The 12,341-nt window shown below is 43.4% G+C and carries 8 protein-coding genes and 2 pseudogenes; 4 read left to right on the top strand and 6 right to left on the bottom strand.

Going from position 1 to position 12,341, the window contains the following annotated elements; translation table 11 throughout:
• Positions 1–516: 516 nt before the first annotated feature.
• Complete coding sequence (locus L5L97_RS22555) at positions 517–1,263, bottom strand: DUF2057 domain-containing protein (RefSeq protein ID WP_263183996.1); 747 nt, start codon at positions 1,261–1,263, stop codon at positions 517–519.
• A 207-nt stretch (positions 1,264–1,470) separates the two neighbouring features.
• Complete coding sequence (locus L5L97_RS22550; protein WP_263183995.1) at positions 1,471–3,516, bottom strand: bifunctional 2',3'-cyclic-nucleotide 2'-phosphodiesterase/3'-nucleotidase; 2,046 nt, start codon at positions 3,514–3,516, stop codon at positions 1,471–1,473.
• Positions 3,517–4,223: 707 nt separating this feature from the next.
• Here L5L97_RS22550 and L5L97_RS22545 point away from each other — a divergent pair.
• Complete coding sequence (locus L5L97_RS22545) at positions 4,224–6,368, top strand: M3 family metallopeptidase (protein WP_263183994.1); 2,145 nt, start codon at positions 4,224–4,226, stop codon at positions 6,366–6,368.
• A 207-nt stretch (positions 6,369–6,575) separates the two neighbouring features.
• Here the strand turns inward: L5L97_RS22545 and L5L97_RS22540 are convergent, their stop codons facing one another.
• From L5L97_RS22540 to L5L97_RS22530, 3 genes are all read right to left on the bottom strand, one after another.
• A complete protein-coding gene (locus L5L97_RS22540) occupies positions 6,576–6,959 on the bottom strand; it encodes a GCN5 family acetyltransferase (protein WP_263183992.1) in 384 nt (127 codons plus the stop codon).
• Positions 6,960–7,409: an acetyltransferase gene (locus L5L97_RS22535; RefSeq protein WP_263183997.1), complete on the bottom strand. Its 450-nt coding sequence runs from the start codon at positions 7,407–7,409 to the stop codon at positions 6,960–6,962.
• A 276-nt stretch (positions 7,410–7,685) separates the two neighbouring features.
• A complete protein-coding gene (locus L5L97_RS22530) occupies positions 7,686–9,878 on the bottom strand; it encodes a M3 family metallopeptidase (protein ID WP_263183990.1) in 2,193 nt (730 codons plus the stop codon).
• A gap of 241 nt (positions 9,879–10,119) precedes the next feature.
• Between L5L97_RS22530 and L5L97_RS22525 the strand changes: the two are divergent.
• The 3 genes and pseudogenes from L5L97_RS22525 to L5L97_RS22515 form a co-directional block, all read left to right on the top strand.
• Positions 10,120–10,332 (top strand): annotated as a pseudogene (locus L5L97_RS22525) (hypothetical protein); the annotation flags it as partial.
• 505 nt (positions 10,333–10,837) lie between these two features.
• Entirely contained in the window at positions 10,838–11,296 is a 459-nt protein-coding gene (locus tag L5L97_RS22520; RefSeq protein ID WP_263183988.1) for a hypothetical protein, read from the top strand.
• Between the two features lie 514 nt (positions 11,297–11,810).
• A complete protein-coding gene (locus tag L5L97_RS22515) occupies positions 11,811–11,990 on the top strand; it encodes a hypothetical protein (RefSeq protein WP_263187182.1) in 180 nt (59 codons plus the stop codon).
• A gap of 118 nt (positions 11,991–12,108) precedes the next feature.
• On the opposite strand, the pseudogene L5L97_RS22510 reads toward L5L97_RS22515, so the two are convergent.
• A pseudogene (locus L5L97_RS22510) lies at positions 12,109–12,341 on the bottom strand (IS4 family transposase); the annotation flags it as partial.

Raw genomic sequence — 12,341 nt, 5'->3', positions numbered from 1 at the left:
ACCGCTAGGGCTTTTGTGTTTATACGCTCCGCGAAAACTTATCTCGATGTCAACCCGCCGCTAAGCGGGGTCCCCAGCTGCGCAATACATTGCTCCGCGCGACACATCATCAAAATGCTGCGCATTTTAGGCAATGATGACTCGCCCCCATGTATCCCCTTCGGGGATAAAAGAAAGTAGGTCATCGCCAAGCGCCTAATTATCTCATTGAGATGTAACCAAGCCAGCTGAATAAGCTGGCTTTTTTGCGTCTGAAATTTGCACGTTTTAGTATTTTTGAAAGGGCTTTATTGGTTAGGACGTTGATAGGCTTAATTGACATTAAGCTGTGAAGTGGGAATGGGTTTACTGAACGCTTTTTTAATGAGCTTAAGTTTTACTAAGTTCTAATTCTAAGAACTGTAATAGAGCCGCCAGTTCATAGTGACACTAAGCTGGCGGTTTGAAATAGATAGCTGAAGCAATGTTGATGGTTAGAGGACAAATACCCTCTTCAACGCTTGCGTGCTCTATGCATCACTCTTTGTTGATTTTAGCTTTGAAGCTGGCTTTGGTATTGTCGTTAGCTTGTTTGTACCAGTAATCCAGCATTTGACTGATTTCAGCTTGGCTAGGTGTCGTCGCTGGAGTGATTTGCTGAGCCTTGTCATTGACCGCTGCGGCTGCTGACATAACTGCTGGCGCGATCAAGCTCGTGGATGTGGCTGCTGATGTTTGGCGTATTTGCGGCTGGCTTGCCAATATTGGTGTAATAGCGTCGCTTGGTTGTGTTGGCGCGATATTCATAATGAGATTTAATGAAGCCGGATGATTACTAAGGTTGTACTGCAGTATCTCGTGTTCGAAATCCCGTCCCAGTTGAATGCCATTCTTAATCAATTTATCGCTGGTAAAACCCACGGCTTCATCTTGAGCATTTAATAGTGTCAGCTTAGGTGACTCATCAAATTTCTTTGCATCTCTGGCTGAGTTAATGGCGGGAAGTGTCAGCGTGAGTGTTTGTGCTGATGCATCAAAACGGACGATGAGCACGTCGGAAAGATAATGCACTGAGTCAGCTTGTTGTCGATATTGCGCGGCATAGCGAAAGGCAATCTGATTGGTCCCATCGGCTAAAATGAGATCGCCACTCTTTACGGCTGGCTTGCCATTGACCGTTAGTACTTCAGCATTTTTAGGCAGATTGAGATGAACATCGGCCGTTGCAGGTTGCACTGCGCCCAGCATTAACGCAGTGGCACATAAGATTGATTGATATTTCATAAGCTTTCTCTGTTGTTGCGAGGACGCCGCTAAATAGTAAGGCAGATATTTGGCGACACAAAGCAGGTTTAACCTTTAGTGTGGAGCATGATGAACTAAATGGCGACACGCCGTTTATAGATCGCAGATTAGCGTTAATTTAATCTGTAGGGAATAAAAAAGGCTCACGAGGAGCCTTTTTGAGCATGATATTTCGGGATTGAACGCTTATTTGGTTAGGTTGATGCTATAAACGGCGAAACCCAGTTCATCCTTACCGATCTTCTTCATTTCACGTTGTTTATTGGCTTCGATAAAGGCAGCGGCTTTGTCACTGTCTTGGGTTTCGAAGCGAATGTCTAATGTGACGTTGGTAGTGATGGTTTTGAAATCCCAGTTGTAATCGGCACTTGGATTGACCATAGCTTCGTACTTACCTGTGGTTTCGTTGTACTGAGATTGCGCTGTGATATAAGCAGCTAGCGCTTCACGGTTAGTATCGGGCAGTTCAAGTACCACATGGTCGCTACCCGTACCAGCAAACTTACCCCCAAAGGCGCGGTAGTTATTTGAGGTAACGATAAACTCTTTCGCGGCAAATTCTTCACCTGTGATGACTTTGCCGTTTTCGTCTTTATAGCTTAAATCAACGATACGGTTTGCGTTGGCATTAACGACGGCGCAATCGCGGTCAAACTTGCTGGGTTGGGTCACATCAATTTTATAGGTTAAGCCATCCAGTACGTCGAAGTTGTAGGTTGGATGACCATCCCAATTGATTAAACCTTGTGGGGTGGTTTTTGAAGGGTCAATTTGATTGAACTGGTTCGCTGAGCACTCGAGCCAATCTTTCAATTCGGCGCCCGTTGCTTTGACTGCCACCATAGTATTGGGATACAGGTACAGATCGGCGGCGTTTTTGAAGGTCAGAGGGCCTTTATCAACTTGCACAAATTGATCGGCATCACTGGTTGTACCGTGGCGACCGCCCGCTTTAAAGGGTGCGGAGGCTGATAGCACTGGCAGACCTTTTAATGCTGCAGGTAATTTCGCTTTCACGTTAGCGATCTGCGCATCGGAAACGATTTGTACCGTAGGGTCGTCCTGCACTAAGGTAAGGAAGCTGTACATGTCGGCTGCGGCAACGCCGATAGGTTCATCCACAAAGGCGAGGGTTCCTTGGTGCTCGGCTGCGACTGCATCTTTAATTGCGGGATCTTGGCTAACTAACTCTTCCTTAGTCGCACCATTATATATGGGGCGAGCTTGCGTTTTCGCACTAAGGACATGCCATTTACCATCTCTACGTTCAAGTTTAAAGTCAACAACCCCTAGGTTATCACCCCAACGACCTGGCATCACTGCGGGGACGCCGTTCAGTAGGCCTTTAGTGACGTCGGTATTGGGTAAGTCGGCATACTTAGCATCAGGGAAGATAGAGTGGCTGTGGCCGAATAGAATCGCATTGATACCATCAACATAAGTCAAAGCGTAAGTGGCATTTTCAGCCATAGGATCGCCAGGATTTTCCGTTGAACCAATGCCAGAGTGAGGAATGGCGATAATGATATCGGCCCCTTTGGCTTTCATTTCTGGGACATATTTTTTCGCGGTTTCAATAATATCTTCGACCGTCACTTTACCCGTCAGATTTTGTTTATCCCACAATAGAATTTGCGGTGGCACAAAACCAATATAACCAATGTTAATGGTTTGATTATTACCTTCACTGTCGATGATGTTTTTTTGTTTGATGATATAAGGGGTGAATAAATGCTCACCTTTTTTAACCTCATTCCAGCAACCATTATCGTCGGCGCAATAAACGTTTGAGTTGATATAAGGGAAATCTGCACCACTAATGGATTTATTTAAGAAATCTAAACCATAGTTAAATTCATGGTTACCGATATTACCGACTTCATAATCTAATAGGTTCATGGCTTTATAGGCTGGATGAATATCACCCATTTGCAGGCCAACTTTAGCCATGTAATCGCCCATTGGGCTGCCTTGTAGTAGATCGCCGTTGTCGACGAGTACGCTGTTTTTGGCTTCGTTGCGTGCAGCGTGGATTAAGCTTGCAGTACGGGCTAGACCGATAGTGGGGTCATTTTTGCCACTGTAGTAGTTGAAATCCATGATATTTGTGTGCAGATCTGTGGTTTCGAGTACCCGTAAATCGGCTTGAACGACTTTGTCGTCATCAGAATTACAGGCGCTTACACCAAGGGCGGCAGTGATCATCACTGCGAGTATTTTCTTATTTAACATAGTTATCTCTATTTATATTTATTTGACCCCAATGCATGCTCCGTAAAAGACCATGCCCATCATCCCGTTAATTCAGCGTAATTTAACTGTTAGGTTAATTTGCTGCTAAGTTAACGAGCGGGAATTATAAAGACATTTGATGATCTGAATGTGACATTAATCGGATAAAAGCTGTTTCAAATTGTGACTCAAGGTTTGCTTGCCTAAATAGTGAGCCGTTTAGCCTGTTTATTTGTTGCATTAATGTTTAAATAATTGCAGTAAACAGTTTATTAAGAAGAATTAATATTTGTTATTGGAATGGCATTTTATTTGCTCAGCCCCTTGTCTATGTCGGGGATATTTGACGTAAAACTGCAGTAGAATTGTTTTAAATAATTCTTTTACATCAAATTTTAGCCAATGTTAATCACCTATGCTCACATGTCTCTTGGCTTGATTGAGGTGAGTTAGGTTTAGCGTAGCGTTGGCATAGGCTTATTTAGACGGGCAATACACATAAAGTGATACAAATTAGCTGTGCTCTGGGCGGGTAAAACTTGGCTGAAATGCGCGTAACTTGTTAAGGTAGTTCATCGAAATTGACGTACGAAGCTACACAAGTTCGTTAAAACAGACTGTTGTAAACCGAAAGCCAAAATCCGTTTGCGCGCACCTTTCACCTTAAAAATACAATCGAAAGGGCAGCAACATCCAAGGGAGTTAATATGCGTAAGTCCGTTATTACCACAGCCGTAGCTGCGGCATTGTTACTTGGCGCTTGTTCAGACAAGCCTGATGTAAGCACCAATGAAGCCAAAAATGCCGTTGCGACTCAAACTGCTGCTAAAGCGCAAGCAACTAATGTGCTGCTGAGCAAGAGTCCACTGCAAGATCAAGCGCCGCAATTTAATCTTATTCAGTCCGCAGATTATGCTCCCGCCTTCGAGCAGGGCATTAAAGCTCACGATGCAGAAATCGCTGCGATTGTGAATAACAAACAAGCGGCTAGTTTTGACAATACCATTCTCGCCATGGAAACCTCGGGTGAATTATTAACGCGCGTATTGCGTACCTTCTTTAATCTCGCAGGTCTGATTTCTGATGATGATTTTCAGAAAACCGAAGCGGATCTTGCACCTAAGCTATCTGCCCACCGAGATAATATTTATCTCGATCCGACTTTATTTGCCCGTGTTGAAGCCGTATACCAGCAAAAGAGCAGCCTAAATGCGGAAGATCAGCGTTTAGTTGAATACTACTATGAGCAGTTTGTCCGCGCTGGCGCGAAATTGTCGGCTGATGATAAAGCTAAGATGCGCGACTTTAACGCTGAGCTTGCAACCTTAGCGACGGACTTTTCACAAAACAGCTTAAAATCATTTAAAGATGATGTGATTGTTGTGACTGATAAAGCCCTGTTAGCCGGTTTATCCGACAGCGAAATTGCTACTTTAGCTGCGGCTGCTAAAGCTGCGGGTAAAGAAGGCTATTTGATTACTTTAGTCAACACGACACGCCAACCTGTGCTTTCTAGCCTGAGCAACCGTGAACTGCGCCAAAAAGTATGGGAAACCTCGGCGCACAGAGCCGTCACAATCAATGGTCCATTGATTGTCAAAATGGCGCAAATACGTGCTAAAAAAGCCAATTTACTGGGGTTTGATACTTGGGCATCCTATGCGGTTGCCGATCAAATGGCGAAAACACCAGCCGCTGTGTATGAAATCCTCGATGATTTAGCGCCAAAAGCTTTAGCTCGCGCCAAAATGGAAGCGGCTGATATTCAAGCTGAAATCAAAAAGGCGGGCGGTGATTTCGAGCTGCAACCTTGGGATTGGGCTTATTACGCCGATAAAGTGCGTCAAGAGAAATACTCCCTCGATGAAAGCAGCATCAAGCCTTATTTCGAGTTTAATACTGTACTGAAAGACGGGCTGTTTTTCGCTATGCATAAATTGTATGGCATCAGCTTAAAACCGCGTACCGATTTACCTGTGTGGCATTCCGATGTTTTAGCCTTTGAAGTCTTTGATAAAGATAACAGTTCTATTGGCTTATTCTATCTAGACCCGTATGCCCGTGAAGGCAAAGGCGGCGGCGCGTGGATGGATGAGTTCGTCACCCAAAGCGGTCTGCTCGGCACTAAGCCCGTTGTCTATAACGCGCTTAATATTCCTAAGCCAGCCGATGGCCCAACGCTAATGACCTTCGATGAAGTGACCACTCTGTTCCATGAATTTGGCCATGCGATACACGGTTTATTCTCGCAAGTGAAATACCCAAGCGTGGCTGGAACATCAACTGCACGTGACTTTGTTGAGTTTCCATCCCAGGTTAACGAAGATTGGAATATCGACCCTGCTGTGATTGCTAACTATGCCAAACACTACAAAACGGGTGAGCCAATTCCTAAGGCGCTACTTGATAAAATTTTAGCGGCCAATAAGTTTGGCCAAGGTTTTGATACCGTTGAGTACCTGTCAGCGGCCTTGTTAGATATGGAATGGCACTCTATCAGCGCCGATACTCAAATTAGCGATGTAGAGAAGTTTGAGCACCAAGTGCTAGCTAAACATGGTCTTGATTTTGCGCCAATTCCACCCCGTTATAAATCGAGCTACTTTAGCCATGCCTTCTCCGGTGGTTATTCCGCAGGGTATTACGCGTATTTGTGGACCGAAGTGTTTGCCGCCGATGCCTTTGCCTATATGGGCGAGCAAGGTGGCTTAAAAGCCGATAATGGTGACAAATTCCGTAAGGAAGTCTTATCTAAAGGTAATAGTGAAGATCTCATGCAAGATTATATTCACTTTACCGGTAAAAAACCGACAACAGAGGCACTGTTAAAACGCCGCGGTTTAGTCGATTAATTGTAATAAGATAAAGGCTTGTTAGGGAAACCTAACAAGCCTTTTTTTATTGATGTTGGGGCGGATTTATTAACCATTTTTTGTTTCAAGACAGGAGGTTTAGAGGATAAGGAAATCTGCAGGTAACGCTCCTAATCACAGTTCCAAAATAGTTTGTTGGAATGTTGTCGAAAGACAGTCTTAAACTATTTTTTATTGATTAAATTGTTATGTTTGATTGTCACTTATAAAGTTAGCAATAGTGTCCTCCTTACGTTGACTCTCTAATAGCCACTCAACCCTCCATTCAGTTAGGCGTTCACCTGTTTTATGAATGAATTTTCCTGCTTCTGGTTCATCAATCCATTCAAGCTGTTTAATAAGTACTAAAGGCGCTTCAGACCCGTCAGTTTCATTCGAAAATTCAAGAGCCTCATTATAAGTATGAAATGCGTAATAGTAGATTTCACCATCAAATTCATCTGGAGCACCTTGCCAAGGGCGGCACCAAACACGATATTCTAAGACTTGATCATAGAAATAACCGCCGCCTGATTTTGTTTCCGCCGGATACTCTCCAACCCTATTCTCATCGATTGAATCAGGATACATCTACAATCCCTCAATGGAATATAACGCCATATGCAACAGCGGATAAGGTTTACCCTGTCCATCAACGGGTGAGCGACCCGTTACTGAAAAACCAATATGCTGGTAAAAACCTAATGCTTGCTGATTCTGCTCATTAACATCAACCTTTGTGGCTCCCAGTTCATTAATGGCATGTGTCGCTAGCATGGAACCAATACCTTTTCCGCGCGCGTCAGGTGAGATGAACAGCATTTCAATATTGCCATCATGTACCCCGCAGAATCCGAGTATTTCTCCATTGTCATTTTTAGCGCACTTTAAGTGAACGGCGTCAAAATATTGTTCGAGGATCAACGGCTTTAATTCCTGTAGATCTTCTTCTGCTAAAAAGTCATGGGTTGCTCTCACCGATGCTTCCCAAATATCGAGCAGACTAAGATGATCTGCTTTTTCTACCATCTCAATATTCATCATATAACTCTATTGAAGATTTAATGTCGCCTAAGCGGTGAATTAAAGTGGGTTAACATGTGAAGCGGAAACGTACCACTGTTACTAATCCGCCTTTAAGAAGTTTAGGTGTAAGTTCCGTAACATCTTTTTCCCAAGATGTTACCTGTCAAGCTGCACTCTGTCATCTTGACCTTTCTCGCTATTTCCCTATTTAGTATCAGTAAAATAAAAACAGGGAGTATTCGCTCCCTGTTTATAATATTTAAAACTTCAATTTAGAGGGATGATGTTATGTTACTCGGCCAGTAATCCGCGGCTACGCAGTAGCGGCTCTATACCGGCTTCTTTACCTCGGAATTTTTTATACATCAGCATAGGATCATCACTGCCGCCTTTCGAAAGGATATTGTTACGGAAGGAGTCCGCTGTGGCCTTGTCGAAAATGCCGTTTTCTTTAAAGGCTTCGAAAGCATCCGCACCTAAAATATCCGACCAGAGGTAGCTGTAATAACCTGCGGAATACCCGCCCGCGAAAATATGCGAGAAGTAAGTGCTGCGATAGCGTGGGCTAATTTCTTCAATCAGTCCCATTGCCGCTAACGAGTCCGCCTCAAACTTGGCCGCATCCTTTGGCGTTGTATCGGTTAGTGTGTGCCAATCTAAATCGAGTTTAGTGGCCGCCATGTATTCAACGGTAGAAAAACCTTGGTTGAACTTGCTGGCCGCTTGGATTTTCTGCACTAGCTCCTGCGGGATCACTTCGCCAGTTTTGTAGTGCTTGGCAAATTGGGCTAACACTTCTGGCTGAGTCATCCAGTTTTCATTCACTTGCGATGGGAACTCAACGTAATCGCGAGGTACGGCGGTGCCGCCCTGTGAGCGATATTCGACGTTCGATAACATGCCGTGTAGTGCGTGGCCAAATTCGTGGAATAGTGTGCTGGCTTCATCGAAGGTCAGCAGCGCTGGCTCATTACCCGCTGGGCGAGGGTAGTTTAATACGTTGACAATAATAGGTTTAGAATCAACGCCATTCATATTGTATTGCTTGCGGAAGGAGTTCATCCAAGCGCCGCCACGTTTGCTGTCACGGGTGAAATAGTCACCCATAAAGATGGCCATCAGTTTGCCGTCTTTATCGTAAACTTCCCAAGTACGAACTTCTGCATTGTATTTTGGCAAGTCGGTGCGTTCTTTAAAGGTCAAACCGTACAAACGGTTAGCCGTGTAGAACACGCCTTTTAATGTACTGTCGAGGGAGAAATACGGGCGAGTTTGTTGTTCGTTAAAGCTGTACTTAGCAACACGGATCTTGTCTGCGTAGTAATCCCAGTCCCACGCTTGCAGCTTAAAATTGCCACCTTGAGCGTCAATCATGGCTTGCATATCAGTCACTTCGTTTTTGGCTTGGGCCAATGCCGCTGGCCATACTTTATTGAGTAAACCGTAGACGTTTTCTGGTGTTTTAGCTGTGCGTTCTTCTAACACGAAATCCGCATGGGTTTTATAGCCCATCAGTTGAGCACGTTCAGCACGCAGGGCAGCAATCTTAGCGAGGATAATCTTGTTATCGTTGGCGTTATTGTTGTTACCGCGCTCGATATAGCCTTTGTAGAGTTTTTCACGTAACTGGCGATTATCGGCATAGGTTAAAAAAGGCGTGATAGAAGGGCGAGACGTGGTAAATACCCACTTGCCTTCATGGCCACGTTTTTTGGCGGTTTCAAAGGCAGTGGCAATCACATCTGCGGGCAAACCCGCGAGATCGGCTTTACTATCAACCACTAATTCGAATGCATTGGTTTCGGCTAATAGATTGTCACCAAAGGTTAAATTGAGTTTGCCGATTTCTTCGTTCAGCGCGCGCAGTTTGGTTTTATCTGGCTCGCTTAAGTTCGCGCCGCCACGGGTGAAAGATTTATAGGTATCTTCCAGCAATTTGGCTTGGGCTGTGCTGAGCTTCAGGTTGTCTTTTGCGTCGTGGACAGCTTTAACTTTTTGAAACAGTTTGTCATTAAGCAAAATATCGTCTTCGGCGGACGACAACATAGGCGACACTTCTTTCGAGAGTGCTTGCAATGCTTCATTCGTATCCGCGCCCGTCAGGTTAAAGAAGACGTTAGAAACGCGCGTCACTAGATCGCCAGAAAACTCCATGGCTTCAATCGTATTGGCGAAGGTGGGTTTTGCTTTATTATCAACAATTGCTTGAATTTGTTCGTGTTGTTGGGCGATTCCCGCTTTAAATGCGGGGAGGAAATGCTCAGGCTTGATTTTATCGAAGTCCGGAATTTCCATAAAAGTATCATAGGGTTTAAAGAATGGATTCGTCGTATTCTGGCTGATAATTTGTGCTGACACGGCATTTGGCGCCGCACTTGCTTGAACACTGGCATCGGGTTGTTGTGTGCTGCAGGCGCCCAAAGTTAAGGCTAAAGCGATAGCACTTAGCGTGCGGGCTTGCGCTTTAAGGGTTAGTCCCTTCATTATTTGTTCCCCGTTAGGTCGATATTGTTATGGATGTTTGCATGATGATGGCCTTGGATTTCAGGAAAAATTTGAAGTCTACGTGCGGCTAAAACCATTAAATTAAGCTTAATGTGACTGTTTAACATGTATCGGACTAGGGGTTCCATCGATTTTGTGTTTAGTTTGTAACAAATGTTTTGTTTCAGGCTTTTAAGCAAAAAATGATGGCAAACTGGGCGAGGATATTATCGCGTCTCAGGCACGTTTTCTTGGCTTAGTCGACCCTAAACCCATTGCAATTGGCGGCTCAACCAACAGTAAATTATTCCCCAATGCTTTAAGTTTTGGCACCGCCATACTGGGCGTGGAATCCACTGGCCATACTGAAAAAGAGTTCATCATTCATAAGCAATTCATGCTGAACCTAAAAATGTATACCGCAGCATTTATCGAGCTATCGGCGGTGAAATAGTGCTCTTTGTGAAAGTGATTTTGGAATGGCATAAAAGTGTAGGGAGCAATAAAGCCGTTCTGAATATAAAAGGTTCATACGGAAACGGCGGTTAAATCTTAGATTTTCGCCATTTCAACTCTAAATACTGAAAGGCTAAAGGCTAAAGGCTAAAGGCTAAAGGCTAGTGAGTTATATCGTCAGTTGTGCTGCATTCATTGTCATTGTTTCCCCTGTGACTCGCCACAAACTCGTCCATGAGGGCTCTTCTAAAACATCCTGTTTTAGAAGGTCACTGGTGCAACAATATCAATCCTCACGAACCCTTTCGCTGTTCGTTTAGCTAAAAAGCTATTACCCCAAAGCTTGATACGGATATCGAACTGACTTTGGTTACCTCTAAATAGTTGACCTATTTTTTGTAATGTTACAAAGTGTCTTCAATATCTGTAATGATTCAAGAGTAGCTACTTGCTTAATGCTGACTAAGACCCATCGTTAGTGGTTGTTCATAAATAAGGAAATTATGGAAATGAACAAAATGAGAAACATGACTGCATTTGTTTTACTGACTTTAATCACAGATTGTGCCCTAGCTGAGGATTTGATAATTGAACCGGATTCTTGGTCATTTCCTGAAGTCATTGAGTATGCGCGGAAAATAAGCCCAAACAATATAGAAGGTAAACCTTTCAATCGCTTTGGTTTAGTATACTTATCTCAAGAATTGGCTACTCTTAAATTATCAGCCTTGTCAGCTCTGGAGTTACAAAAATACGCAGATATTGTCACCCATGCTTATCCAGATGCTGTTGGAAAGCAGCTTCCAGAACAGTGCGACAGTTGGCCATTGGAGTATTTTAACGAAACATCAGTAGCAGGTATTGCATACATTTCATTACATGCGACTAATTCAAGCACCAGAGATAGGACGACAAAGTGCTTGGCGGCAATACAAAACAACTTCGCAAAAATTGGTCGGTAAAATGGGCGTTAGGCAGAAGCAAGTAGGAAGAGTATGAACAATTTTGAGGAATGGAAAAAGGAATTACTATAAAAGTCTGTTCTGCCCCAAAGTGAGCTGAAAAGTTGTCTGTGGTGTAGTCAAGAGCAGACTTTCTAGCCTAGAAATTTTCATCCATATAACTCAAATGTTGCAATTATTAGCGATGCCTAAAAGCTGGACAGGCATACCGTCATATTCAAATTATGAGGATTTTGGAAGATTTTTATCCTAACCTTGTGCGCGTTTTTACATTTACTAAAAAATAAATAGTCATAAAATCATATAGTTATAAATATCATAGATTAGATAATAGGTTTGAAATACGCGCATGCGCGTTTTTCCAGATAGTATATTTAGAGGAATGCTGATAAGTTCTTTACATACAGATAGTTAACTGTGCGCGTTTTCACTGGTCTAATGAGGTAAACGCGCATGCGCACTAATAAAATGTTAGTAGTAAATGATCATCGAATCTAAATTAAAAGGAAGTGTAATGAAAATAAGTTATTTTTATTATTTTGCAGCAGCTTTTATCATGCTTTTAGGGTTGGCCTATAACGTTATAGAGCAAGACTTTTTTGGTTCAGGTATATTTTTAGTTTCTTCAATAGTATTTCTGGCTTTAGGTATACTAAAAAAACGTTTGCCGTCAAAATCAAACAACGTTGCATAATATGCTACTAACAAGTTGCCTAAGTTCGCCGCTAAAAAGCGCGGCTGGGACAAATCGTCACAAGGCTTCGCCTAACATCGTTCTCATTTGCCCCTTGGCAAAGCGCTGGGGGATCCCCTCATAATTGAGGTTTTCCAGCGTCATGAACTAAGTTTATATATTCGATTAATGCCCAGCGAAAAATTGTCTCCTTTACCGGATATTTGTCTCTTTTGCGTACTTCCTTTCCAAGTCTAACAATTGATAGCACAGCCTGCTTTCTCACTGTATTGGCTTGAAAATATCTTTGCCATCCAAGGTGTTGTGCCGCTAACCCAATACACCACAACACGATTTCAGCCAGCATAGAGA

Origin of the sequence: Shewanella sp. SM71, assembly GCF_025653905.1 — a bacterium.
In the GTDB taxonomy this organism is placed as follows: Bacteria; Pseudomonadota; Gammaproteobacteria; order Enterobacterales; family Shewanellaceae; genus Shewanella; species Shewanella oncorhynchi.
The sequence above is the reverse complement of the archived record's forward strand: the minus strand, read 5'-3'. Positions and strand labels throughout refer to the sequence as shown.

Coding starts and splice junctions, on each gene's coding strand:
- L5L97_RS22555 (WP_263183996.1), bottom strand. CDS start 1,263: ATGAAATATCAATCAATCTTATGTGCCACTGCGTTAATGCTGGGCGCA.
- L5L97_RS22550 (WP_263183995.1), bottom strand. CDS start 3,516: ATGTTAAATAAGAAAATACTCGCAGTGATGATCACTGCCGCCCTTGGT.
- L5L97_RS22545 (WP_263183994.1), top strand. CDS start 4,224: ATGCGTAAGTCCGTTATTACCACAGCCGTAGCTGCGGCATTGTTACTT.
- L5L97_RS22540 (WP_263183992.1), bottom strand. CDS start 6,959: ATGTATCCTGATTCAATCGATGAGAATAGGGTTGGAGAGTATCCGGCG.
- L5L97_RS22535 (WP_263183997.1), bottom strand. CDS start 7,409: ATGAATATTGAGATGGTAGAAAAAGCAGATCATCTTAGTCTGCTCGAT.
- L5L97_RS22530 (WP_263183990.1), bottom strand. CDS start 9,878: ATGAAGGGACTAACCCTTAAAGCGCAAGCCCGCACGCTAAGTGCTATC.
- L5L97_RS22520 (WP_263183988.1), top strand. CDS start 10,838: ATGGAAATGAACAAAATGAGAAACATGACTGCATTTGTTTTACTGACT.
- L5L97_RS22515 (WP_263187182.1), top strand. CDS start 11,811: ATGAAAATAAGTTATTTTTATTATTTTGCAGCAGCTTTTATCATGCTT.